The sequence below is a fragment of the Sphingopyxis sp. GW821-FHT12F08 genome, assembly GCF_058806755.1.
Window position 1 is genome coordinate 144,727 of sequence record NZ_JBXAQA010000005.1, and the last position, 23,490, is coordinate 168,216.

At 66.3% G+C, this 23,490-nt stretch carries 27 protein-coding genes and 1 tRNA gene; 16 read left to right on the plus strand and 12 right to left on the minus strand.

Annotated features, from left to right (window positions below):
• The first annotated feature begins 104 nt into the window (after positions 1–104).
• The 6 genes from crtY to AC1RNQ_RS14745 all read left to right on the plus strand — a co-directional run bounded on the left by crtY (position 105) and on the right by AC1RNQ_RS14745 (position 6,097).
• A complete protein-coding gene (gene crtY, locus AC1RNQ_RS14720; protein WP_493172125.1) occupies positions 105–1,259 on the plus strand; it encodes a lycopene beta-cyclase CrtY in 1,155 nt (384 codons plus the stop codon).
• A complete protein-coding gene (locus tag AC1RNQ_RS14725; protein WP_493172129.1) occupies positions 1,256–2,731 on the plus strand; it encodes a phytoene desaturase in 1,476 nt (491 codons plus the stop codon). The genes crtY and AC1RNQ_RS14725 overlap by 4 nt, the downstream gene beginning before the upstream one ends.
• A gap of 124 nt (positions 2,732–2,855) precedes the next feature.
• On the plus strand, positions 2,856–3,437 hold the full coding sequence (locus AC1RNQ_RS14730; protein WP_493172131.1) for an LOG family protein: 582 nt from the start codon (positions 2,856–2,858) through the stop codon (positions 3,435–3,437).
• 181 nt (positions 3,438–3,618) lie between these two features.
• Positions 3,619–4,566, plus strand: a complete 948-nt coding sequence (locus tag AC1RNQ_RS14735; protein WP_493172133.1) for a phytoene/squalene synthase family protein — start codon at positions 3,619–3,621, stop codon at positions 4,564–4,566.
• Positions 4,563–5,129 (plus strand): nicotinamide riboside transporter PnuC, encoded by a 567-nt coding sequence (gene pnuC / locus AC1RNQ_RS14740; protein WP_493172135.1) that lies wholly within the window; start codon positions 4,563–4,565, stop codon positions 5,127–5,129. The genes AC1RNQ_RS14735 and pnuC overlap by 4 nt, the downstream gene beginning before the upstream one ends.
• Positions 5,126–6,097, plus strand: coding sequence for an AAA family ATPase (locus tag AC1RNQ_RS14745; RefSeq protein ID WP_493172137.1), 972 nt, complete (start codon positions 5,126–5,128; stop codon positions 6,095–6,097). Before pnuC ends, AC1RNQ_RS14745 begins: the two co-directional genes overlap by 4 nt.
• On the opposite strand, the gene AC1RNQ_RS14750 is transcribed toward AC1RNQ_RS14745, so the two are convergent.
• A complete protein-coding gene (locus tag AC1RNQ_RS14750; protein ID WP_493172139.1) occupies positions 6,073–7,617 on the minus strand; it encodes a class I adenylate-forming enzyme family protein in 1,545 nt (514 codons plus the stop codon). The two genes, AC1RNQ_RS14745 and AC1RNQ_RS14750, sit on opposite strands and share 25 nt — an antisense overlap.
• Before the next feature lie 95 nt (positions 7,618–7,712).
• On the opposite strand from AC1RNQ_RS14750, the gene AC1RNQ_RS14755 reads away from it, so the two are divergent.
• The 5 genes from AC1RNQ_RS14755 (at position 7,713) to AC1RNQ_RS14775 (ending at position 12,270) form a co-directional block, all read left to right on the plus strand.
• On the plus strand, positions 7,713–8,438 hold the full coding sequence (locus AC1RNQ_RS14755) for a winged helix-turn-helix domain-containing protein (protein WP_493172141.1): 726 nt from the start codon (positions 7,713–7,715) through the stop codon (positions 8,436–8,438).
• Between the two features lie 330 nt (positions 8,439–8,768).
• On the plus strand, positions 8,769–10,292 hold the full coding sequence (locus AC1RNQ_RS14760; protein WP_493172143.1) for an acyl-CoA synthetase: 1,524 nt from the start codon (positions 8,769–8,771) through the stop codon (positions 10,290–10,292).
• A gap of 55 nt (positions 10,293–10,347) precedes the next feature.
• A complete protein-coding gene (locus AC1RNQ_RS14765; protein WP_493172145.1) occupies positions 10,348–10,833 on the plus strand; it encodes a hypothetical protein in 486 nt (161 codons plus the stop codon).
• 19 nt (positions 10,834–10,852) lie between these two features.
• Complete coding sequence (locus AC1RNQ_RS14770; RefSeq protein WP_493172147.1) at positions 10,853–11,467, plus strand: 2-hydroxychromene-2-carboxylate isomerase; 615 nt, start codon at positions 10,853–10,855, stop codon at positions 11,465–11,467.
• Positions 11,467–12,270: a crotonase/enoyl-CoA hydratase family protein gene (locus AC1RNQ_RS14775; RefSeq protein ID WP_493172149.1), complete on the plus strand. Its 804-nt coding sequence runs from the start codon at positions 11,467–11,469 to the stop codon at positions 12,268–12,270. Before AC1RNQ_RS14770 ends, AC1RNQ_RS14775 begins: the two co-directional genes overlap by 1 nt.
• Before the next feature lie 141 nt (positions 12,271–12,411).
• Here AC1RNQ_RS14775 and AC1RNQ_RS14780 read toward each other — a convergent pair whose 3' ends face one another.
• The 6 genes from AC1RNQ_RS14780 to AC1RNQ_RS14805 are packed head-to-tail and all read right to left on the minus strand — an operon-like array spanning position 12,412 to position 16,172.
• Positions 12,412–13,101, minus strand: a complete 690-nt coding sequence (locus AC1RNQ_RS14780; protein ID WP_493172151.1) for an ATP12 family chaperone protein — start codon at positions 13,099–13,101, stop codon at positions 12,412–12,414.
• Positions 13,098–13,334, minus strand: a complete 237-nt coding sequence (locus AC1RNQ_RS14785) for a hypothetical protein (RefSeq protein ID WP_493172153.1) — start codon at positions 13,332–13,334, stop codon at positions 13,098–13,100. Before AC1RNQ_RS14785 ends, AC1RNQ_RS14780 begins: the two co-directional genes overlap by 4 nt.
• On the minus strand, positions 13,331–13,942 hold the full coding sequence (locus AC1RNQ_RS14790) for an FMN-binding negative transcriptional regulator (protein WP_493172155.1): 612 nt from the start codon (positions 13,940–13,942) through the stop codon (positions 13,331–13,333). Before AC1RNQ_RS14790 ends, AC1RNQ_RS14785 begins: the two co-directional genes overlap by 4 nt.
• On the minus strand, positions 13,942–15,174 hold the full coding sequence (locus tag AC1RNQ_RS14795) for an RluA family pseudouridine synthase (protein ID WP_493172157.1): 1,233 nt from the start codon (positions 15,172–15,174) through the stop codon (positions 13,942–13,944). Before AC1RNQ_RS14795 ends, AC1RNQ_RS14790 begins: the two co-directional genes overlap by 1 nt.
• On the minus strand, positions 15,171–15,548 hold the full coding sequence (crcB, locus tag AC1RNQ_RS14800; RefSeq protein WP_493172159.1) for a fluoride efflux transporter CrcB: 378 nt from the start codon (positions 15,546–15,548) through the stop codon (positions 15,171–15,173). Before crcB ends, AC1RNQ_RS14795 begins: the two co-directional genes overlap by 4 nt.
• A gap of 36 nt (positions 15,549–15,584) precedes the next feature.
• The gene (locus AC1RNQ_RS14805; protein WP_493172161.1) at positions 15,585–16,172 is read right to left on the minus strand and encodes a thermonuclease family protein; all 588 of its coding nucleotides are present in this window, start codon (positions 16,170–16,172) and stop codon (positions 15,585–15,587) included.
• A 231-nt stretch (positions 16,173–16,403) separates the two neighbouring features.
• Here AC1RNQ_RS14805 and AC1RNQ_RS14810 point away from each other — a divergent pair, with 231 nt between their 5' ends.
• Positions 16,404–17,438, plus strand: a complete 1,035-nt coding sequence (locus AC1RNQ_RS14810) for a MarR family transcriptional regulator (RefSeq protein ID WP_493172163.1) — start codon at positions 16,404–16,406, stop codon at positions 17,436–17,438.
• 55 nt (positions 17,439–17,493) lie between these two features.
• A tRNA-Val gene (locus tag AC1RNQ_RS14815) sits at positions 17,494–17,569 on the plus strand.
• A gap of 235 nt (positions 17,570–17,804) precedes the next feature.
• Here AC1RNQ_RS14815 and AC1RNQ_RS14820 read toward each other — a convergent pair.
• Genes AC1RNQ_RS14820 through AC1RNQ_RS14830 form a run of 3 tightly spaced genes read right to left on the minus strand, consistent with a single transcriptional unit; the run spans position 17,805 to position 20,007 of the window.
• Positions 17,805–19,391, minus strand: coding sequence for a recombinase family protein (locus AC1RNQ_RS14820; RefSeq protein ID WP_493172165.1), 1,587 nt, complete (start codon positions 19,389–19,391; stop codon positions 17,805–17,807).
• Positions 19,343–19,783, minus strand: coding sequence for a DUF2924 domain-containing protein (locus tag AC1RNQ_RS14825; RefSeq protein WP_493172167.1), 441 nt, complete (start codon positions 19,781–19,783; stop codon positions 19,343–19,345). Before AC1RNQ_RS14825 ends, AC1RNQ_RS14820 begins: the two co-directional genes overlap by 49 nt.
• A gap of 2 nt (positions 19,784–19,785) precedes the next feature.
• Positions 19,786–20,007, minus strand: coding sequence for a DUF3489 domain-containing protein (locus AC1RNQ_RS14830; RefSeq protein ID WP_493172606.1), 222 nt, complete (start codon positions 20,005–20,007; stop codon positions 19,786–19,788).
• 210 nt (positions 20,008–20,217) lie between these two features.
• Between AC1RNQ_RS14830 and AC1RNQ_RS14835 the strand changes: the two genes are divergently transcribed.
• Entirely contained in the window at positions 20,218–20,439 is a 222-nt protein-coding gene (locus tag AC1RNQ_RS14835; RefSeq protein ID WP_493172168.1) for a hypothetical protein, read from the plus strand.
• 668 nt (positions 20,440–21,107) lie between these two features.
• On the opposite strand, the gene AC1RNQ_RS14840 is transcribed toward AC1RNQ_RS14835, so the two are convergent.
• Positions 21,108–21,317, minus strand: a complete 210-nt coding sequence (locus AC1RNQ_RS14840; RefSeq protein WP_493172170.1) for a hypothetical protein — start codon at positions 21,315–21,317, stop codon at positions 21,108–21,110.
• A gap of 9 nt (positions 21,318–21,326) precedes the next feature.
• Complete coding sequence (locus AC1RNQ_RS14845) at positions 21,327–22,265, minus strand: LysR family transcriptional regulator (RefSeq protein ID WP_493172172.1); 939 nt, start codon at positions 22,263–22,265, stop codon at positions 21,327–21,329.
• Between the two features lie 166 nt (positions 22,266–22,431).
• Here AC1RNQ_RS14845 and AC1RNQ_RS14850 point away from each other — a divergent pair, with 166 nt between their 5' ends.
• Positions 22,432–22,929: a hypothetical protein gene (locus tag AC1RNQ_RS14850; protein WP_493172174.1), complete on the plus strand. Its 498-nt coding sequence runs from the start codon at positions 22,432–22,434 to the stop codon at positions 22,927–22,929.
• A 108-nt stretch (positions 22,930–23,037) separates the two neighbouring features.
• Positions 23,038–23,382, plus strand: coding sequence for a UrcA family protein (locus AC1RNQ_RS14855; RefSeq protein WP_493172175.1), 345 nt, complete (start codon positions 23,038–23,040; stop codon positions 23,380–23,382).
• Positions 23,383–23,490 lie beyond the last annotated feature (108 nt).

The window sequence follows — 23,490 nt, forward strand, 5'->3', positions numbered from 1 at the left end:
GTTCGTCGGAAGAAAAGAACGGCCCTTCGACAAGCTCAGCGCAAACGGGGTGGGGAAAGGGTAATCGGCTTTCCCGACTGCCGATACTCCGCTACGCCAAATCCATGACCAGCGCCGCCCCCTCCTGCGACATCGCCATCGTCGGCGGCGGACTCGCAGGCGGGCTCGCCGCGCTGGCGCTCGCCGCCAAACGTCCCGATCTCGACGTGCGGCTGATCGAACCCGAGGCGATCGGCGGCAACCATATCTGGTCGTTTTTCGACGGCGACATCGCCGAGAAGGACCGCTGGCTCGTCGCGCCGCTCGTCCGCCATTATTGGCACGGTTACGACGTGCGTTTCCCGCATCACGCGCGCACCCTGCGCATGGGCTATAAGAGCATCACCGGCGAGGCGCTGGCCGAGGCGGTCGCGGCGGCGCTGCCCGCGGAGCGCGTCGTCGCCGACCGCGCCAAGCATGTCGCGCCCGACCATCTGCTCTTCGGCCGCGGCGGGCGGCTCGATGCGCGCCACGTCATCGATGCGCGCGGCGCGGGCAATCTTTTGGGTCTGACCTGCGGCTGGCAGAAATTCGTCGGGCAGGCGCTGACCGTGAAGGGTGGCCACGGGCTCGCCCACCCGGTGGTGATGGACGCGCGCGTCGCACAACTCGACGGCTATCGTTTCGTCTATCTGCTGCCGCTCGACGAAGAGACGATATTCGTCGAGGACACTTATTACAGCGACAGCCCCGACCTCGATGCCGATCTGATCCGCGAGCGGATCGGCGCCTATGCCGCGTGGCGCGAGTGGGAGGTGACCGGCCATACGCGCGAGGAGACGGGCGTGCTGCCGGTGGTGATCGCGGGCGAGTTCGACCGTTTCTGGCCCGAGGGCGACAAGGTCGGGCGGATCGGCACGCGCGCCGGGGCGTTCCACGCGACCACCGGCTATTCGCTGCCCGATGCGGTGCGCACCGCCGTGGCGCTGCCGGCGCTGGTGGACGGCGCGGACCTACCCGCGAAGCTGCGCGACCGCGCGGCGAGCGGCTGGCGGCGCCAGCGCTTCTATCGCCTGCTCGACACGATGCTGTTCCGCGCCGCCGAGCCCGCCGAGCGCGTGCGCGTCTTCGAGCGTTTCTATCGCCTGTCGCCGCGGCTGATCGCGCGCTTCTACGCCGGGCAATCGACGCGCGGCGACAAGCTCCGCCTGCTGGCGGGCAAGCCGCCGGTGCCGGTCGGCCGGGCGCTGAGCGCGATCCGCAAGTTCGACTGGAAATGAGCCGTAAAGCCATTGTCATCGGCGCCGGTTTCGGCGGCCTCGCGCTCGCGATCCGGCTGCAATCGGCGGGAGTGACCACGACGATCGTCGAGGCGCGCGACAAGCCCGGCGGGCGCGCCTATCACTGGAAGCAGGACGGCTTCACCTTCGACGCCGGGCCGACGGTGATCACCGACCCGCCGTGCCTGCACGAGCTTTGGGCGCTGAGCGGCCAGGATATGGCGGCCGACGTCGACCTCGTCCCGGTCATGCCCTTCTACCGCCTGAACTGGCCCGACGGCACGAACTTCGATTATTCAAACGACGAGGCCGCGCTCGCGGCCGAGATCGCGAAGCTCAACCCCGCCGATGTCGCGGGCTACGAGAAATTCCTGACCTATTCGAAGGGCGTCTACGAACAGGGCTATGTGAAGCTCGGCGCGGTCGCCTTCCTAGACTTCGCCTCGATGATCCGGGCGGCGCCCGCGCTGATGAAATATCAGGCGTGGCGCAGCGTCTATTCGATCGTCTCCTCTTATGTGCAGGACGAAAGGCTCCGGCAGGCTTTGTCCTTTCACACGCTGCTCGTCGGCGGCAATCCGATGACGACCAGCAGCATCTATGCCCTGATCCACACGATCGAAAAGGACGGCGGTGTGTGGTTCGCGCGCGGCGGCACCAATGCGCTGGTCAGTGGCATGGTGCGGCTGTTCGAGCGATTGGGTGGCACGCTGCGGCTCGGCGATCCGGTGACGGCCATCGAGACGCAGGGCGACCGCGCCACCGGTGTGACGACCGCGAGCGGCTGGAACGGCGCGGCCGATATGGTCGCGTGCAACGGCGATCTGATGCACAGCTACCGCGACCTGCTTGGTCACCAGCGTGGGACCAAGGTCGCCAAGAGCCTCGCGCGCAAGCGCTGGTCGCCCTCGCTGTTCGTCGTGCATTTCGGGGTCAAGGGCGACTATCCCGCCATCGCGCACCACAGCATCCTCTTCGGCCCGCGCTACAAGGGGCTGCTCGACGACATCTACCGGAACGGCGTCGTGCCCGACGATTTCTCGCTGTATCTCCACCACCCGAGCATCACCGATCCCGGCATGGCGCCGTCCGGCCATGCCGGCTTCTATGCGCTCGCCCCCGTCGCGCATCTCGGCAAATCGCAGACCGATTGGGACGGCGCCTTCGGGCAGCAATTCGCCGATGCGATACTGGACGAGGTCGAGGCGCGCATCCTCCCCGGCCTCCGCGCCAATCTCGTCACGCGCTTCCACTACACCCCCGCCGATTTCGGCCGCGACCTGTCGGCGCATCTGGGCAGCGCGTTCAGCCTCGAACCGGTGCTCTGGCAAAGCGCGTATTTCCGCGCGCACAATCGCGACGATGTGATTTCCAACCTCTACTTCGTCGGCGCGGGGACGCATCCGGGCGCCGGGATTCCGGGCGTGGTGGGGAGCGCAAAAGCGACGGCCGCATTGATGCTCGATTCCTAAATCCGTTTGCCCTGAGCTTGTCGAAGGGCTGTTCTTCCTTCAAAGGCGCAGGAAGAAGTAAGGGGCTTCGACAACCCCGGATCCCAGTCCGGGGCCGAACGGAATTTTGAAAGCAACCCAGACAATGAAACGCCTTGCCGTCTATTGTGGCTCCGCCACCCCCGCCGACCCGGTCTATATCGACACCGCGCGCCACGTCGGGCGCACTCTCGCCGAAAAGGGCATCGGCGTCGTCTATGGCGGCGGCCGTCTCGGGCTGATGGGCGCGGTCGCCGACAGCGCCTTGGAAGCGGGCGGCGAGGTCATCGGCGTGATCCCCGACGCGCTCGTCGGCAGCGAGGTCGCGCATCGCGGCTGCACCGAATTGCACGTCGTCAGCGGCATGCACGAGCGCAAACGCATGTTCACCGACCTCAGCGACGGTTTCCTGACCATCCCCGGCGGCGTCGGCACGATGGACGAACTCTGGGAAGCGATCAGCTGGGCGCAGCTCGGCTATCACGCCAAGCCCGTCGGACTGCTCAACGCCGCGGGTTTCTACAACGACCTGATCGCCTTCAACCGGCATATGATCGCGGTCGGCTTCATCCGCCCGGCGCACGCCGGTATCATGATCGTCGACGCCAGCCTCGAGCCGCTGCTCGACAAGATGGCGGCGTATGAGCCGCACGCGCCGATCTTCACGATGAAGGCCGACGATCTGTAATGAAATGGCCGGGGGGCCTTTTTCTCCCCTCCCGCTTGCGGGAGGGGTCGGGGGAGGGCCTGTTAGGTCAGTTCCTTTCGACATGCCCTCCCAGTTTCAGGTTGATCAGCCCCCGGCTGATCAAGAATGTGCCGGGGGCACATTCGACCTGGAACTCCCCTCCCGCACGCGGGAGGGGAATTTGACCTACGACTCCCAAACCCTGCACGGCTTCGCGCACGACAGCATCGCGCACGGCTCGAAAAGCTTCGCGCTCGCCAGCCGCTTGTTCGACCGCGAAACGCGCGAGCGCGTGTGGCTGCTCTACGCCTGGTGCCGCGCCGCCGACGACCTGACCGACGGGCAGGACCATGGCGGGACCATGACCGCGGGCCATGATGCCAAGGCCGCGGTGGCGCGCATCCGCGCGCTGACCGACAAGGCCTATGCGGGTCAGCCGACCGGCGACTCCGCATTCGACGCATTGGGCTATCTGCTCACCGAAGTCGCGATCCCGCGCGCGGTGATCGACGACATCATCGCGGGCTTTGAACTCGACGCCGCCGACTGGCGCCCGCGCAGCGAGGCCGACCTCTTGCGCTACAGCTATCATGTCGCGGGCGCCGTGGGCGTCGCGATGGCGCTGGTGATGGGGGTCGGCCCAGAGGACGAGACGACGCTCGACCGCGCGTCCGATCTCGGCATCGCCTTCCAGCTCGCCAATATCGCGCGCGACGTGGCGGAGGACGCTGCCGCCGACCGCTGCTATCTGCCCGTCGAATGGATGGTCGAGCTCGACATCCCGCCCGGCCAGCATATGCACCCCGCCTTTCGTCCGCGGCTGTCGGTGATGGCCAGATGGCTGTCCGAAATGGCCGAGGAATATGAAGCGTCGGCGCGCTGGGGTGCACGCAAGCTGCCCCCGCGCAGCCGCTGGGCGGTGCTCGCCGCCGCGGGCATCTATGGCGACATCGCGCGCGAGGTGCGCGCGCGCGGCGACCATGCGTGGGACCACCGCGCGGGCACCTCGCTCCTTGCCAAATTGGGCTGGGTCGCGCGCGCGGGCTGGTCGGTGCTGCGCCGCCCGCCGCAGCGGCGGATCAGCCGCGACGGGCTGTGGACGCGGCCGCGGAGCCAGGCCGCGGCATGAGCGATCTCGAATGGCTGGCGGTCGGGCTCGGGCTGCTCAACGTCGCGCTTATCGTCGCGCGCAGCGTCTGGAACTATCCCTTCGGCCTCGCGATGGTCTGCCTTTACGCGCTGATCTTCTATGAAACACGGCTCTACAGCGACGCGCTGCTCCAGGTCTTTTTCTTCGTCGTGCAGGTCTACGGCTGGGTCGCGTGGCGCGCGGCGAGCGCGGCGGCGCAGGTGCCGGTGCGCTGGATGGCGCCCAAAAGCCGGCTCACGTGGGTCGCGGGAATCGTTGGGGCGTGGCTGGTGTGGAGCGCGGGCATGGCGCGCTTCACCGACGCCGCCGCGCCGTGGGTCGACGGCGGCATCGCGATGATGAGCGTCGCCGCGCAGATCCTCATGGCGCGGCGGATGGTCGAGAATTGGTGGTTGTGGATCGGGGTCGACCTGCTCGCCATCCCGCTCTTCGCCTCGCGCGGGCTGACGCTCACCGCCGGGCTCTATGGCCTGTTCCTGCTGATGTCGCTGGTCGGCCTGTTCCAGTGGCGCCGCGCGGCGCGTGCTGGAGTGACGGCATGACCACCGGCTTTCTCCTCGGCAAGTTCATGCCGCTCCACGCCGGGCACCAGCTGTTAATCGAAACCGCGCGCGCGATGGTCGACCGGCTGACGATTCTCGTCTGCTGGCTGCCGGGCGATCCGGTTGCGGGCGAACTGCGGCTGCAATGGGTGCGCGACCTCTATCCCGACTGCGACGTGATCGGCCATGATGCCGTCGTTCCGCAGGAGCCCGCCGATCATCCCGATTTCTGGGCGATCTGGACCGATATCGTCCGCGTCGCGCATCCGCCGCCGATCGATATGGTCTTCGCCTCCGAACCCTATGGCGAGGAACTCGCGGCGCATGTCGGCGCGCGCTTCGTGCCGGTCGATATCGACCGCACCGCGATCCCCGTGTCGGGCACCGCGGTGCGGAGCGAACCCGCCACCGGATGGCGGTGGCTCGCCGAGCCCGTGCGTGCCCATTACCGCCGCCGCATCGTCCTCCACGGCCCCGAAAGCGTCGGCAAATCGACGCTCGGCACGCGGCTCGCGCGCCATTTCGATACCGTGCTGATGCCCGAATATGGCCGCACCTATTGCGAGGCGTTCGGCACGTCGCTCGACGCCGACGACCTCTTGCGCATCTTCGCCGGCCATGTCGCGATGGATGCGGCGCTGCGCCGTCACGCCGGGCCGCTGATGATCGCCGACACCGACCCGCTGATGACGCAGGCGTGGGCGATCATGCTGCTCGGCGCACGGCTGCCCGCGATCGACGCGTGGGATGATGTCGCCGACCTCTATCTGGTCCCCGCGCTCGACTTGCCCTGGCGCGACGACGGCACGCGGCTGTTCGGCAGCGAGCTCGCGCGGCGCCAGTTCATGGACGCCGCGATCGCCGAACTCGACCGGCGCGGGGCGCGCTGGGCGTGGGTCAAGGGCGAAGGCGACGCGCGCTTCCAGAGCGTGCTCGCGGCGATTCAGGCGGCGGGGCTCACCGCGTAACGATCGCGCAGTTCGCGCTTCAGCACCTTGCCGATCGGGCTGCGCGGCAGTTCGTCGACCACCGTGATCGCGCTCAGCCGCTGGGTCTTGCCGACCTTGGCGTTGCAATCGGCGCGCACGCTGTCCGCATCGGCGCCGTCCTTGAGCACGACGAAGGCGACCGGCGTCTCGCCCCATTCGTCGCTCGGCATGCCGACGACCGCCGCTTCGACGACGCGCGCGTCGGCCAGCAAGATGCCCTCGAGGTCGCTCGGGAAGATGTTGAAGCCGCCCGAGATGATCATGTCTTTCGCCCGGTCCATCAATGTCAGGAAACCGTCTTCGTCGATCCGCCCGATGTCGCCGTGGCGATAGAAGAGATTGCCGTCGCCGTCGTACCAGTGCATCGCCTTGGTCGCGTCGGGGCGGTTGTTGTAGCCGGTCATCATTGCGGGCGAGCGGCCGACGACCTCGCCGACCGACCCTTGCGGCAGCTCCTTGCCCTCCTCGTCGATCACCTTGGCGACATGCCCCGGCGCCGGGCGGCCGACGGTGTGGAGCTTGTCGGGGAATTGATGCGCCTCGAGGATGAAGGCCGCGCCCCCCTCGGTCATCCCGTAGATTTCGACCAGCCCGCCCGGCCAGCGCTTCAGCACATCGGCTTTCAATGACGCGGCGAAGGGCGCCGAGGTGCAATATTTCATGACGAAGCTCGAAAGGTCGAACGAATCGAAATCGTCGAGCGCCATGATCCGGCGGTATTGCACCGGTACCAGCATGCAATTGGTCGCGCGCTCGCGGCTCGCAAGTTCGAGGAAGCCGCGCGCGTCGAATTTCTTCATCAACACGACCTGCCCGCCCGACCCGACGGTCGGCATGAAGCTCGCCATCGTGGTGTTCGAATAGAGCGGGGTCGACAGCACTGTCACCGCGTTCGGGCCATAGGCCGGGGCGCCGCGGACGATATGCTGCCAGCGCATCGCATGGCTGTGGACGATGCCCTTCGGCGTGCCCGTCGTCCCCGACGAATAGATGATGTTGAAGCCGTCCCCGGGCAGGATGTCGACCGGCGCGGGTTTCGCCCCCGCGAGCGCCAGCCAGGCGTCCAGCGGCGTGCCGACGGCGCTGCCGTCCATCGCGATGCGGTCGCTCGCGGTGACGACCTGGCCCTCCAGGCTTGCCGAGGCGGCGCTGTCGAGGAACAGGTGGCGCGCGCCGGTGTCGGCGATCATCGCCGCCATCTGCTCGCCTGTCGCGCTGTTGGTGATCAGCCCGGCGACTCCGCCCGCGCGCAGCGTGCCGAGGATGACCGCCATCTGCTCGACACTGTTCAGCCCCGCGATCGCGGTGCGGTCGCCCTTGGCAAAGCCATCCTGCTGCAGCCGCGCGGCGATGCGGTCCATCATTGCGTCCAGTTCGGACCAGCTCAGCCGCCGGATCGGATCGGCGGCCGCTATGGCATCGGGACGTTCGGCGGCGTGGACGCGGATCAGGTCGGGCAGCGTGGCGAAATCGCCGGCGAGCAGGTCGGGTGCAGTCATGTGCGATTCGTTAGCACAGCCGGCGTAGCGTGCAACGCATCGAAGGGACCGGCCGAAAAGGAGCTGAGGCGAAGGGTGAGTTGAGGGGGAGGGCGATGGAGCAGAGCGACGCCCGCGCCACGACCGGGTCCCCGCCGCTCGTCGGCATCCGCCATGCGCGCGCAGCGCGCGCGATGCGCCTCGCCGACGCGCTCGCCGTCGCCGGTATCCGGACGATGCAGCTGCCGCCGATCTCGGCCGGGGCGCGGCTGTGGCGCGACACCGGCTTCGACCTGTTCGCGATTGACCCCTTTCACGACGGCCCCGATCCCGCTGCGGTGGTCACGCTGACGCGCGGGATCGCCGAACGGCGGCCCTTGCTGGTGCTGACCGACCGCGACCGCCGCGCCGACCGGCTGCTCGCGCTCGCGGCGGGGGCCGACGATGCGGTTGGCTGGGCCGCGGACCCCGCCGAGGTCGTCGCGCGGATCGCGGCGCTGCTGCTGCGCAGTCGGATGGCCAGGGGGCAATTGGGCGAAGGCGAGCTGCGCATCGACCTGATCGACCGCCGCGTCGAGCGCGCGGGGCGGCTGATCGCGATGCCGCTGCGCGAGTTCGACCTGCTCGCCAATCTCGCGCGCATCCCCGACCGGCCGGTGTCGCGCGCCGCGCTCTTGAAGGCGGTGTGGCGGATCGATTTCGACCCCGGCACCAACCGCGTCGAGGTGCATATGTCGCGGCTGCGCGCCAGGGTCGACCGCGGCTTTGCCTGGCCGATGCTGCGCACGGTGAAGGGGCAGGGCTATGCGCTGCGCTCGCGGCCGGAGGGGGCGGGGGGTTGAGGGGGGCGTCGTCGGTTTAGGGGTGGGGAGCGGGCCTATAGCCCTCTCCCCTTCAGGGGAGAGGGTTGGGAGAGGGGGACACATCCAAACCCCTCTCAACTCCGGCTAGCCGGTAAACCGGCAAGCCTGCGTGTCTCTCCCCTGAAGGGGAGAGAGCATCATTCTTCCTACAGCAGCTTCTCCCGATACCAGCCACCCGCCCCCACCACCAATCTTGCCCCGCCATTTCACATATCCTGCCCTACGCCCGCCCTTGCTTGACCAAAAGTTTCAGCTTGCTACTGACTTCGGACATAAAGAAACCAATGACCCTGCTGGAGAGAAGCCCCGATGCACCCGTCCGTCCACGCGCGCAGCAATCCTGACAAGCCCGCGATCATCGTCGCCGAAACGGGGGAGGCGATCAGCTATGGCGAGCTCGACGCGGCATCGAATCGCGTCGCGCAGCTGTTCCGCGCGCACGGGCTGGGGCATGACAATGTCGTCGCCTATATGCTCGACAACAGTCCGGATTATTATTCGCTGACCTGGGGCGCGCAACGTGCCGGGCTGCGTTACGTCTGCATCTCGTCGCGGCTGACGCAGGACGAGACCGACTATATCCTCGAAAATTCGGGCGCGAAGTTGCTCGTCGTTTCGGCGAGCCTCGCCGATGCCGCGCAGGCGCTGACCACGGGGATCGAGCGTTTCGTCATGGGCGGCACGATCCCCGGCTACCGGAGCTGGGAAGACGCGGTCGCCGCGATGTCCGCGACTCCCGTTGCCGACGAGCGCGCGGGCGTCGACATGCTTTACTCGTCGGGCACCACCGGGCGGCCCAAGGGGGTGCGCGTGCCGCTGCCCGAGGATCCGGCGATCGACGCGACCAACAGCCTCGTCATGCTCGCCTCGGCGGTGTTCCAGATCAACGCCGACAGCATCTATCTCTCGCCCGCGCCGCTCTATCACGCCGCGCCGCTGCGCTGGTCGATGACGATCCACCGCCTTGGCGGCACTGTGGTGCTGATGAAGAAATTCGATCCCGAGGCGGCGCTGTCGTTTATCGAAAAATATCGCGTGAATGCCAGCCAGTGGGTCCCGACCCACTTCGTGCGCATGCTCAAGCTGCCCGATGACGTCCGCGCGAAATATGACCTGTCGTCGCTGAAGGTCGCGATTCATGCGGCGGCGCCGTGCCCGGTGCCGGTCAAGCAGGCGATGATCGACTGGTGGGGTCCGGTGCTGTTCGAATATTACGCGGGGTCCGAAGGCAATGGCATGACCTTCATCTCCAGCGCCGACTGGCTGACGCATAAGGGCAGCGTCGGCCGCCCGATCCTCGGCACCGTGCACATCATGGGCGAGGACAACGAGACCGAACTTGGGCCGAACGAGGAAGGCTGCGTCTTCTTCGAAAGCGAGAATGTCTTCGAATATCATGGCGACGACGAGAAGACCGCGTCGAGCCGCAATTCGAAGGGCTGGTCGACCCTCGGCGACGTCGGCAAGGTCGACGTGGAAGGCTTCCTCTACCTCACAGACCGCAAGAGCTTCATGATCATCACCGGCGGGGTGAACGTCTATCCGCAGGAGATCGAGAATCATCTCGTCACCCATCCCGCGGTCGCCGACGTCGCGGTGGTGGGCGGCCCGCACGACGATTTCGGCGAAGAAGTGATCGCGGTGATCCAGCCCGCGAACATGGCCGATGCCGGCGACGCCCTGCGCGACGAACTCATTGCTTATGCGCGCGAAAAACTGTCTGGCGTAAAAATCCCCCGCCGCATCGATTTCATGGAAGCGCTGCCGCGCCACGACACCGGCAAGCTATACAAGCGCCTGCTCCGCGACCAATATTGGGCGCGGACGAATTGACCGCGCGAGTCGGCGGCGGACCGACAGGCCGCCGCCCCCTATTGGAGGCAGGCATATGAACAAGGCGATGATGACGGCGGCGATCGCGCTGGCCGTGGGACTGGCAGGCTGCGGCAAGAAGGAAACGCCGCCGCCCACCGAAACCGCCGCCGCCGATACGGCCGCGACCCCGGGCACGCCCGCGCCCGCGGCGACGCCGGCGGCGATCCCGATCGATCCGGGCAAGCCCAACGCCTGCGACAAGCTGACCGACGTCAAGCTGGCGGCGACGATCGACGCCGCGACCAAAACGCTCAAGATCAGCGGCACCGCCAATGCACCGGTCGCGGGCTATGCGACCGCGCTGCAGGCCGGGCCGCTCGACAAGATGAACCCGCCGAACCAGGTCGTGCTGCTGCGCGCCAACGCCCCCGACGGCGCGACGCCGCAGGTGGTGACGCCGGTAACGCTCAGCCTCGACATTCCGAACGCGCTGCCCGCCTATAAGTCGGTGCGCGTCGCCTGTCCGAATGTCCCCGACATCGAACTCAAGGTCGGCTGATCATGCAGGGAGGTCCGGGGTGAGCGAACGCGTCGAATTCTTCTTTGACCTGTCCTCGCCCTGGACCTGTCTCGCCTTCCACAACCTGCCCGGGGTGCTCGAACGGGCCGGGGCGAATGCGCGCTATCGCCCGATCCTCGTCGGCGGCGTGTTCAACGCGGTGAATCCCGCGGTCTATGCGGCGCGCGAGCAGGCCGACAACCGGCGACTGCAGCACAGCTGGAAGGTGCTCAAGGACTGGGCGCGGCTCGCGGGCGTGCCGATGAATTTCCCGTCTGAGTGGCATCCGGCGAAGAGCATCGCCGCGATGCGTTTCTGCTGCGCGCTCGAGGACGACCAGGCGGCGCTTGAGCGTTTCGCGCGCGGCGCCTTCGCGAGCTATTTCGACCGGCAGGAAAATCTCGACGACCCCGCGGTGCTCGCGGCGATCGCCGATGCCGAGGGGCTCGACGGCGCGGCGCTCGCGGTGGCCGCTGGCGGCGACCCGGTCAAGGCGCGGCTCCGCGCGAATACCGAGGAAGTCGTCGCGCGCGGCGGCTATGGCTCGCCGACGATCTTCGTCGACAAGGACGACATGTATTTCGGAAACGACCAACTGCCGCTCGTCGAGGCGGCGCTCATGAGGAAGGCTTAATGAAAGACCGCATTTCGATCACCATGCTGGAAAATGGCATCGCCGACGTCCGGCTGATCCGCGCCGACAAGATGAACGCGCTCGACGCGGCGATGTGGGCGGCGCTGGCGGAGGCGATCGACCAGCTGAAAGCCACCGCGGGGCTGCGCGTCGTCGTCCTGTCGGGCGAGGGCCGCGCCTTCTGCGCCGGGCTCGACCTGTCGAGCCTCAGCGCCGACCGCGATCCGGGCGCGAGCAGCGCGGGGGGCACCTTGTCCGACCGCACGCGCGGCATTTCGAACAACGCCCAATATGCCGCCTGGGGCTGGCGCGAACTGCCGGTGCCGGTGATCGCGGCGGTGCACGGCGTCGCCTTCGGCGCGGGCAGCCAGATCATGGCGGCCGCCGACATCCGCATCGTCCATCCCGACACGCGCATCGCGATCATGGAGATGCGCTGGGGCCTCGTCCCCGATGTCGCGGGCATGGCACTGTGGCGCACGCAGGTCGCCGACGACGTGCTGCGCGAGATGATCTACACCAACCGCGAGTTCAACGGGTCGGAAGCGAAATTGCTCGGCTTTGCGACGCATGTCTCGGACGATCCGCTGGCGAGGGCGATGGAACTCGCCGCGATGATCGCGAACAAGAACCCGCACGCGATCCGCGGCGCCAAGCGCCTCTGCAACATGCTCGCCGACGCGAGCGACGCCGAGATATTGCAGGCCGAGAGCGACGAGCAGGTGCTGGTGATCCGTACCCCGAACCAGATCGAGGCGGTGATGGCGGGGATGGAGAAAAGGGCGCCGAAGTTCGTGGACTAAAGATCCTCCCCATCGCGCAGCGTTGGGGAGGGGGACCACCGCCGCAGGCGGTGGTGGAGGGGTTTTGACGTTAGTGATATTACCCCTCCGTCAGCGCTTCGCGCTGCCACCTCCCCATGGCTACGCCAAGGGGAGGATCAATCAGAGTAATCCCAAAAACCGCGCCGCATTGCCCCACTCGGCCTGCTTCTGCTCGCGCGCGGCGATCGCCAGCGCGTCGGCGCCCCAGCGCCGTTCCTGGTAGAGCTCGTCGAGGCTGACCGCCTGCCACAGCGTAGCGGCGTCATAGGCCTCCTCGATCAGCGCCAGCCCCGCGACCAGCGACCCGCCGATCGTCACCAGCGGGGTCAGCGCGGTCAGCCGCCACGCGCCCTGCGCCAGCACCGCCGCGCGTAGCGCCGCGACGGTCGCGGGCGGCTGGTCGATCGGCAATATGCCCTGCGTGATCGCGAACTCGACGCCATAGCGCGCTTCCGCCCAGGCGAGCAGCGGGTTCCAGACCGCCGCCTGTTCGGCGAGCAGCACGGCGTCGCGATCCTCGCGGTAACAGAAAAGCTCGCTCGTCGCATAGGCCGCGACCGGCTCGGCAAAGGCCGCGAGGTCGGGCGCGGCGATATCGATCGCGGCGTTGCTCAGCCCCGTCATCGGCATCGCGGCGGGGTCGATCGTCTCGCCGACCGTCCGCCATTCGCCGGCGATGGCTTCGGCCAGCGCTGGGCTTTCGACCGCCAGCGGAGCGCGGCGCGGCGTGCGCACCGGGCGTCCGTCGAGCGCAATGCCCCAGCCATCGCCCTCGGGGACGACGGCAACCTCTGTCCAGAAACGCTTCATAAATCGCGGGGCGAACGCCAGCGGCGGGCGAGCAGCATCGGGAAGACCGCAAAATCGAACGCGCCGATCAGCACGAGCGCGATCCCGAGATAGCGATCGGTCGGCTGGCCCGCGAGCTCCCATCGCCCGGCAATCAGTATGAAGCCCGCCATCAGGAAGGCGATCCCCATCACGCGCATCAGGTTGATCGCAAAAAAGCGTTTCTTCGCCAGCGCCTCGTCGGTCGGGCTCATCGTTTCTCTCCCAGCTGGTCCATCAGATGCGCGAGCGCGCCATGGCCCTGCGCCTTCAGCCCCTCGATCACCCGCGCGCGCTCTTCGGCGGGCTTGTTCTGCGACAGCTTCAGCGTCGGACGCCACGCGCTGATCGCCAGTTCGAAACCGGTGATCGCGTCGGTCATCTTGCCGAAGATCGCGGGGTTCATTTTGCCCCGCGTCCACGGCGGGTTCGCGCCGGTGCGCGCCTCATGCTCCGCCGACAGCGTATCGAGCTGCGCCACCAGCGCCTCGCGCTCGAGCTTGCGGACTTTGCCCTCCATCTCGACCGCGACATAATTCCACGTCGGCACCTGGTCGGCGGCGGTGTACCAGCTTGCGCTGACATAAGCATCGGGGCCCTGCACCACCGCGATCGCTTGGGTGCCGTCGAGATGCTTCGTCAGCCCGTTGCCGCGCGACAGATGGAATTGCAGGCTGCGCTCGTCGGCACCGAGCACCACCGGCGCATGCGCGACGCGCGGGCCGTCGGGAGTGCTCGCGAAGATCGCGGCAAAGCCGATCTCGCGCACCAGCAGCGCGGCGAAGTCGGCGTCCTTCGGCCGAAAAGCGGGATCGGGATGCATCAGCGCGGCTTGGCGGGCCGCGCCGGATGCTTCTTCGCGGACGTTTTCTTGCCCGCGGGCTTGGTGGAGGGCTTGCCCGGTTTCGCCTTGGGCTTGGGTTTCGGCTTGCCGACGAAGTCCGTCGGCTTGCTGTCGGCCGTCCGTCCGCGTCGCTCGCCGCGCCGCGCCTTGCGGATTTGCTTGCTGTGCGCCTTGGCCTGCGCCTTCAGCGCCGATTTCGGCGGCGGCCCCTTTTCCTGCGCATCGATCCCGACCTCGCCCAGCAGCGTGTCGAAACCCAGCGCGTCGAGGCTCGCGGCGAAATGCTCGGGCACCTCGGCGCTGATGTCGATCGCGCCGCCGTCGGGGTGGTCGATGCGCAGCCGGCGGCTGTGCAGGTGCATCTTGCGGCTGATCGTGCCCGTCAGGAACGCGCCCTTGCCGCCATATTTGCCGTCGCCGACGATCGGGTGGCCGATCGCCGCCATATGCACGCGCAGCTGGTGCGTGCGCCCGGTCAGCGGCTGCAGCTCGACCCATGCCGCGCTGTTCCCCGCGCGCTCGATCACGCGGTAGCGCGTCTTCGAGGGAAGCCCCTTGTCGTCGACATGCATCTTCTCGCCGCCCGACCCCGGCTGCTTGGCGAGCGGCAGGTCGATCTCGCCCTGCTGGATGTCGGGCACCCCGACGATCAGCGCCCAATAGGTCTTCTTGGCGCTGCGGTTCGAAAAGCTCTTGGCGAAATAGGCCGCGGCCTTCGGCGTGCGCGCGATCAGCAGCGCCCCCGACGTGTCCTTGTCGAGCCGGTGGACCAGCTTGGGCCGCACCGGCCCGTCGAACTTCAGCGCGTCGAGCAGCCCGTCGACATGCTGCTCGGTCTTCGTCCCCCCTTGGGTGGCGAGCCCCGGCAGCTTGTTGAGGACCATCGCGCTTCCATCGCGGTGGATCATCATGCCGGTCGCCAGCTCGACATCGGCGTCGGTCAGTGGCCGCCCCTTGCGCGCCGGGCGCGCCTCGGTCTCGACCGGCGGGGTCGGCATGACCAGCGTCTGCCCGGTCGCGATGCGGTCCGACACATCGGCCTTCCTGCCGTCGAGCGTCAGCTGTCCCGACCGCGCCCAGCGCGCGAGCAGCGCGTGCGGCGTGCCTTCGCGGTGACGCTTGAACCAGCGGTCGAGGCGGATGCCGTCATCCTCCTCGGCGATCGTCGCCCCGTCCATCTTTCCGGCGTCCATCTTCGCTTTCTCGCTCATGCCGGCACCTGCCGCATCAAAAGCAGGCCGATCCCGCAGGCAGCGATCGCACCGACGACCGACGCGAGCATATAGGCCAGCGCCTGCGCCGACTGGCCGCGTTCGAACAGCGCCCAGAACTCCATGCTGAACGCCGAAAAGGTCGTGAAGCCGCCGAGCACGCCGACGCCGAAGAAAAGCCGCGCCGCCTCGCCGCCGCTGCTGCGCGCGAGCCAGCCGATCAGCAGGCCCATCGCCAGGCTGCCCGCGATATTGATCGACAGCGTCCACCAGGGGAAGCCGGGGCCGAGGCGCGCGAGCATCGCGCCGCCGACAAGGTGCCGCGCGCCGGCGCCGAGCGCGCCGCCGATCATCACAGGGAAAAGGCCGTTCATCCGCTCGCCCTAGCCGCAAAAGCCCGCGGCGGAAAGCTAATGGTCGGGCGCTGCCGGTGCGGCGAGCCTGGCTGCGCGTTCATGTATGGCGCGCCAGTCGGCGGGACGCTCGAAATCGCCTTGCCAGATTCCCCGTCGCGCCAATTGCGCCTCGCCCTCCTCGGGCAGCAGCGCGTCGTCGGTCGCGACCGCCCAGCCCTGGCGGATCATCTCGGCCGCCAGGTCGACGCCATCGGGTTCGGGCCGGGTGCGGCATGCCGCGAGCGTGCGGCCATATTTGTCCTTCGCCGCGAGCGCACAATATAGCGGCCCGCGCCCCGCGAGTTTCGCCAGCGCCGCTCGCGCTTCCCGCCCGCACGCCCAGCGGCTGCCGTCGCCGCGCATGCACGGCTGGCGATATTCGACGGCATCGAGCCCGCTCAGCCGGATCGTTCGCGCGGTCCCGTCCTGGCGCACGTCGAGGCTGTCGCCATCGATGACATGCACCAGCGGCACACTCTCGGTCGGCGCGGGCTGCGCGAGCCATAGCGCCGCCGCCATCGCCGCGAGCAGCAGCAGCGCGCCGAGCGAGCGGAGTCGCCGCTGCCAGCGCAGGCGGGTGGAAGAGGCGGGGCGCCGAGGCACTTTCTGTCCGTGCGGATAATGCCATCGGCTGGCAAGCGCGAAAGGGGATTGACGGTGAGAACAAAACATGTCCAGAATGGAGCGAATTTCTCCAGCACTCCCCGAATCCCATGCTGCCTCCTTTCGTCAGTATCCGGATCGGCGGCAGTTCGGAACGAACAAAAGGTGAATATCGCCATTTTGACGACATAAGGACGCCAAGGTGGAGAGACGACGAGGAAGGGTGGCACGATGGACCATTTGATGGATTTGAACCCGCCGGTCGAGGCGTTGCCGCCATCGCGATTCGATCAATCGCCGCCCCCGCACTGGCAGGCGGCCGCCGATGCGGACGAAGTCCCTGCATCGATCCTGTTCGCGGGGCCGCGCGCGATCGGCGCCGAACTCTCGCGCACGGGCAGGGCGCGGGTGAGCGATGCTATTCCTCCATCGCAAATGGCGGCGCATCTGTGCACCATGGTGCAGCCCGACATCGTCTGGCTGGTCGATGCCGAAACGATCGAAAGCAAAACGCTGATCGAAATTTGCGATGCAACGCTGGCCATGGAATGCGCGCTGGTGTGCGAGACCTCGCTCGGCGGACTCGATCGCATTGCCGCGATGGTACCCGACACGATCCGGACCGAATGGCTGGTCGATGCCGATACCGCCGACCGTCTGGTCGCGCTGGCGGCGGCATCGCGCTTCCTATCCTCGACCGTGCACGATGTCGCGCGCGACGAAGCGATGGAACGGATCGACCGGTTGCAGGATGAAGTCGCGCGGATCGCGCGGCTGCTCGGCGATCTGTCGGGCCAGCGCGGCCTTGCCGGAACGCCGCCGGCCTTTGCGCCGCGCGAAGAGGATTTCGGCGAAGCCGGCGGCGTCGTTCGCTCGCCCCCGCGCGACTATGTGCCGGGACCGCGCAGCTTCGAGCCCGAGGAACGCACGGTGCAGCGCCTGCGCGCCAAGGCGGTGCGCCGCCTGCTGCGCCAGCGGCGGATGCGCGAGCAATATTTCCCCGCCGACCTTTTCGCCGATCCGGCGTGGGACATGCTGCTCGACCTCTATGCCGCCCGGCTGGAACGCCAGCCGGTGTCGGTCTCCAGCCTGTGCATCGCCGCCGCGGTCCCCGCGACGACGGCGCTGCGCTGGATCAAGACGATGACCGACGCGGGCCTGTTCCTGCGCGAAGCCGACCCGCATGACGGGCGCCGCATCTTCATCGGCCTTGCCGAATCGGCGCATGATGCGATGGGGCGCTATTTCGAGGCGCTGGAGGAGTAGCGGCCAAGCTTGCTCCGGCCGCGAAGCTGTGGCAGGGGCGCGCTTCTCCGAAAGGGGGCGCTTAGCTCAGTTGGTAGAGCATCTCGTTTACACCGAGAGGGTCGGCGGTTCGAGCCCGTCAGCGCCCACCATCCAGTCACTAGTTGACTGCAATCTCCGTGACGGAGCAGCCATAACCTCAATAGTATCGCTAAATGTTAGAGGCTTAGCGCGACGATCGGCACGTGGACCTTCGACGTAGAGACGTTTTTGCCAGCCACCCGCAGCCATCATCAGACGCAGATTCTCTGTTCGAGGATTTTGCGGTCGGAGGATGCGTTGCACGAAAGATGCGCATCTTATCCTTTGGTACTGTGCGGGGTGGGTTTATGCGAACCCGAGCATGGCGCGCTGACCTTGCCAATCGATCGGCAGATTATTGGTGCGCGCGAGAAACTGTCGATTGAGGTGCGCGGGCTGCCGCCCATCAAGGATGGCGGTCGTGATATCGGGCGCGAGGTGGGCTAGCCTGAGCAGAGAGCAGAAGTAGGGCGTCGATACCGACATGGAGGTCGCCGCGGCTTCGACCGAGGGGTTCGCTGGATCGGATAACGCCTTGTTGGCTTGATGAGCCCGGACGATCAGTTTGATCAGCGCCGCATCGGGGCGGGGATGGAGATAGTTTTCTGGAGCCGCCACGATACGCTTCTCGCCGCTGCAACGCACCATGGTTGCCGGGATGGAGACCGGGTCGTCGCGGTCGATGAACTCGATGTCTACGCGGTCGCGATGGATCGTAACTTTCCGCACCGTCGCGAGTATCAGCTCTCGGTCCGGTCGCGGGCCATCCCAACTTACGCCGGACTGCTGCCGAAGCTGATGGATGAGCAGGTTCTCTACATCACCGGCAGGGACACGCACGATCGGCAGGTCCAAGCGCTGCTTGTCCTTCTGGCTGATATAGTAGCGGTACCGAACCCCGCTCTTGTTTGCGTGATTGGGCGTCAGGCGGCGCCCTTCGCTATCCCAGATAATCCCGGCTAAGAGGCTTGGGTGTTCGGCATAGGCTGCATGCTTCTGTTTGACTTGGTTACCACTTAGGCGTTCGCCGACCCGATCGAATATCTCTTCGTCGACGATCGCGTCGTGCTCGCCGGGATAGGATTTACCGCGGTGCGTGATCTCGCCGCGATAGATACGGCTGCGGAGCATTTGATACAGGCCACCCCGGCTGAAATTCTTGTCGCCGTAATTGCGACCATCCTTGAGCACCCGCGATTTGGTCAATATTCCATCGGCAGCAAGCTCGGCCTGGAGGTCGTAAACGGAACCGAGGGCGAGGTAGCGCTCGAAGATACGGCGCACCTTCGCGGCCTCTTCGGGCACTATCACAAGCTTCCGGTCTTTGACCTCGTATCCCAGTGGCACCGTGCCGCCCATCCACATCCCCCGCGCTTTCGACGCAGCGATCTTGTCGCGAATACGCTCGCCCGTCACTTCACGCTCGAACTGGGCGAAGGACAGCAGGACATTAAGCGTGAGCCGTCCCATACTGTTCGTCGTGTTGAACGCTTGGGTCACACTCACGAATGATGCGCCATGCTTATTGAGAACGTCGACGATGCGCGCGAAGTCGGCGAGACTTCGGGTTAGCCGGTCGACTTTATAGACGACGATGATATCGACCTTCCCGGCCTCAACGTCTTCCAGCAGTTGTTGGAGGCCCGGCCGGTCCATCGATCCGCCCGAGAACCCGCCGTCATCGTATAGCTCCCCTGTCGGTTCCCAACCTTCGTGCGTCTGGCTGAGAATATAGGCGCCGCAGGCTTCGCGCTGAGCGTCGAGGCTGTTGAAATTCTGGTCAAGGCCCTCGTCCGTGGATTTGCGGGTGTAGATCGCGCAGCGACGGCGTGAGGATTGGGGTTTTATGAGGCGACCTTTCGCGCGAGCCCGAAGAAGCGCGGACCCGACCATGCAGAACCGGTGATCTGGCGAGCGATCTGGGTCAGCGAGGAATGAAGCTGTCCCTCGAACTCGAACCCTTGGTCGAGGACCGTCACGGTGTAAGGCTTGCCGTGCCAGTGCCGGACAAATTGCGATCCCGGCTTCAGAGATCGATCTGCGACCATTTCCAAGTCGCCGTCGCGTTCGAGCTGTCCAGCGAGGCGATCAAGTTCCCGCATGCGGGTCGGCGTTAGCCCTCCCTGCATCTTCTCCTGCAGGCGCCATGCAATGCTTCGGGCAAGTTGGCTCGAGGTGAGGCCTTCCGTCAGCGGCTGTCCGCGGTTCAAGCGCCGCCATTCGGCACGGAGCCGGGCCGGCGACATAGTCGCCAGCCCAGCCAGTTGTTCTTCGATCCGAGCCACTATTAGCGCTCGATGCGCCAATAAGTCTCGCCGTTGGCGCGGCACTCGCGGACGAGATTGGTGCCTTTCATACGCAATCCGGTCAGAAACGCTCGGGCGCTGTGCGGCTGCCATCCTGTCGCGTCGGTGAGTTCGGCTAGGGCTGCGCCTTTCCCGCGTGCGAGCAGCTTTTTGAACCGTGGCTGCCTTGGTCTGCGGGCGGGCGGTTGGTTCGGCTGTTGCAGTTTGTTCGGTCATTTGGAGGTCTCCTGTAAGACCAGCCTGATGCCGGTCCCACTGCCTCACGCTCCGAATCCGGCCGGTCGGAGCCTTGCGCCACCGTTCGGGCGCAGGGACACCAATGCTTGCTGTGCAGACGAAGTCGAATGGATTGTTCGCAAATTGCGAAAAAGCTGCATCTGGACTTCCGCTGAGTCTGGAGGCGTGGTGGTGCCATGGACGAAACCGACGAATTACTCGCTCAGCTCTGCACCAGGATTGGCACGATCATGGAAGACGCGAGCGCGGTTGCCATCACATCTGCGATGATGGCGGCGGCGGAACGAACGCGCGCAATTCTGGAGGTCGCCGATGCGGTGTCCCGCATCGTTGCGTTATCGGACGCTGCTGTTTCGCTGGTCAGTATTGGGGATACTGTTGCATCGGCGCATCACTGAACACAGATTCCGCTACGACATCCTTATTTCGATGGCGCTGACTGGCGGCAGGTGTATTCGCCGCACCGCGACCCAAGTGGAGAGCTTTCTCCATTCAACTCTGGCGGCCGGACTGGGCCGCCATTTTTGTTCGGCTGCTTTGCGCCTGATCTCAGACGTTCCTACCCAGATCCGTCGCCGCCCGAAAGCAGCCGTTGAACCGACGCCGCAATATGGAGTTTGGCCATCTACAGCGAGGGCCAAGTTGCTTCGATCCTCTTCCACCGCTCTTCCAGATCGTGTGGCAAGGCGCCTCGTACGTGTCCGCGCCCTTGTTCTGCGGAAGGATCAGGAAGATATATGTGTCCAGTCGATCGTTTGGTGTCGTCAAAGCGCGATCGACGGTGGGCGACCGGAACGGTAGGCACGCGGACGATATCAACTACACACTGCGCAGGCCCAGTCGACAGCCATGGACGAAACTAGGCGCAACCTGCTGATCGGCAGCTCCATTTTTGGGGCCTGCGCCATAGGTGGGCTGCTGCCCTCCGCCTGTGCGATGTTTCAGATCGCCGGAAAGCCAGCGATGTCGACGGGTAAGCGAGCCTGCGAAAGTTCCTGTCGTAGCGGATCATGCCCGGTTCAATAGCATCGCGGCGTCTGCCGTGTCTGCATCAGGCTGCTTGATGTCAGGCCGACGGCGTGCCGGGGACAGCTTCCTCGCCGCGATTGTCTTCGCCCTCGCGGCGCACAGGAATCCCGTGGACGCTTTTCGGTACGGCCTGGCGGCCGGCGCCGCGGCGGTTCAGGCACCAGACACCGATCTTTGTCACCGGGCCGAAGTCGAACGGATCTATGCTGGTGTGCCGATGCAGACGCAAGGCCGTGATGAAAGGCATAGATTGCGCCTATGACCTCTGCTGCGCGCGGATGCGCCTGATCACCTCGTCCCAAAAGAGCTGAGTCGCCGTGTCCCGCGCGGGCTCTGAGCGGGCGAGGAGAAACAGGTCGTAGGCGGGTTCAAAGTCCTTATGGAGCAGCGGCCAGAGTCTGCCGTTGGCAACTTCGTTCTCGGCGGCAAGGACCGGAAGAAAGCCGATGCCGACCCCCTGGACGATCAGGCGCCGCGCTTCATTGATGTCCTCCGCCAGCCCGCTCACCTTGGTACCCAGCCGATAACGGCGACGCAGGTGAGTAATCAGTTCGATCTCGTCGTCGCCAGTGAGAACGAAGCCCTCGTCTCTGAGTTCGTGCAGCCGGCTCACACGATAGCCGAAATAAGGATTGCTGCGGGAACAATAGAGCTGCTGGCGCTCCACGAGCAGAGGTTCGTACATGAGGCTTCCGCGAACGCTGCTGTCGTATCCTACGCCGATCTCCACCTCGCCTTGCTCAATCGCGTCGAGAAGCTGGCGCCAGGGCGAGACCCGTATCTCGACGTGAATGGCGGGATGGCGCCGATGGAAACTCGCGATGGCTTCGTCGAACTCCGACGAAACGAGGCCGGACACGATCTGGATGCGCACGATCCCTTCGACGCGCTTCGTCGCCTGGGCGATCTGATGCGGCACCATCCTTGCCGACTCCAGCATCTCCTCGCACAGCGTCATCATGGCCTTGCCGGCCTCGGTCATCTCGACGCCGGTGGCGGTGCGTTGCAGCAGGGTGGCCCCGACGTGCTCTTCGAGCCGCTTCAGCGCCGCGCTGATGCTGGGCTGCTGTCGATTGAGCTGCCGGGCGGCAGCTCCGATGCCGCCCGCCCGGACGATATCGACGAACGTCCGCATCAGGTTCCAGTCCACGCGGCTCGCGAACTTCTTGTCGCTCATCGGCGCACGATCACTCATGTTCGTTCCTCCTGCGGCGGAGGGCGGCCGACCGCCCGTTCGATTCTGCATGGCCGACGTTAGCGCGAGCAAGCTGCTTGCTCATAGACCAAATCGATGGGAGTCATAAGATTGACCTGTCTACCGCTATGCCCTGCCCGGATTAGGTTGGACGTGGAGGCGCTTTATGGACCGGACGTCGGGCTTCAGTGCAGCACGCTTGCAAGGCCCTTTTCGGGGGCAGCGACCGCGGCAAAGTCTTGTGCCGCCAGCTACGACCGAGCGGTATCGCCCCGCGACGGGAACTGGTTTTCGCAAGCGGCCGCTGGCATTGATAGGCGCCATCGTCACCTGGGGTCTGGCATCGCCCGCGACCGCGGCGCCGAGCACAAAGCTGGTCCGCTGCGGCGCCGAAACCTGTCTGCGAATTGCCGGGCATCGCGAGGATCCGGCCTCGATCGTCAGTATCAACGACCACGTCGTGCCGGTCGAAGGCAAACGCGGCTGGCGGATCGATTTGCCGGTCGAGGTCGTGCGCGAATGGTCGGCGCCCTATGCGCGAACGATCGACGTCTCGCTGCAAGATCCGGAAACGCAACGCGAGACCAACGCCACCGTCGATCTGCCGATTGGCCTGCTGGGCCTGGCGACCAACCTCGCCTCGCTGGTGGTCAGCGTCCGCTAGTCCGGCTCTCTCGCCGCTCCGCCGAGCGGAGCGGTCCCACATCCTTGCGAGTTTCTGCATCGAGCGCTATGCTGCTCGAATACCGCCGCAGAGCGGTGAAAAACGACAATGCAGGAGATGATGATGAAGAAAGGCCTTCTGGTCCTGGTCGCGTGCGCCATGGCTACCTCGGTGCCGGCCGCCGCCACAGACAATCCGTTCGCCAAGAACGAGGCAGTATTGCGCCTCAGCGGACTCGATCTTTCGACCGCCGAAGGGCAGCAGCGCCTTGCTATCCGCATGGACGAGGCCGCACGCGCTGTCTGCGGCGATCGGTTGTCCAGCGTGCATCTGAACTTGGGCGCGCGCGCGCGCGAATGCCGGACCGCGGTGATCGCGGATATCCGTACCCAGATCGAAACGCGGACAGCCGCCGCGGCGAACACCTCGCCGACGCAGCTCGCCAGCCGCTGAACATACGGGTTCCTGCTCTTCACCCCGCTGAGGAGCAGGTGGCCGATGAACCCGTCGCCCGGCGTCACCACGCCGGGCGACAAGGCTTCGCGACATTCAACAGCGACG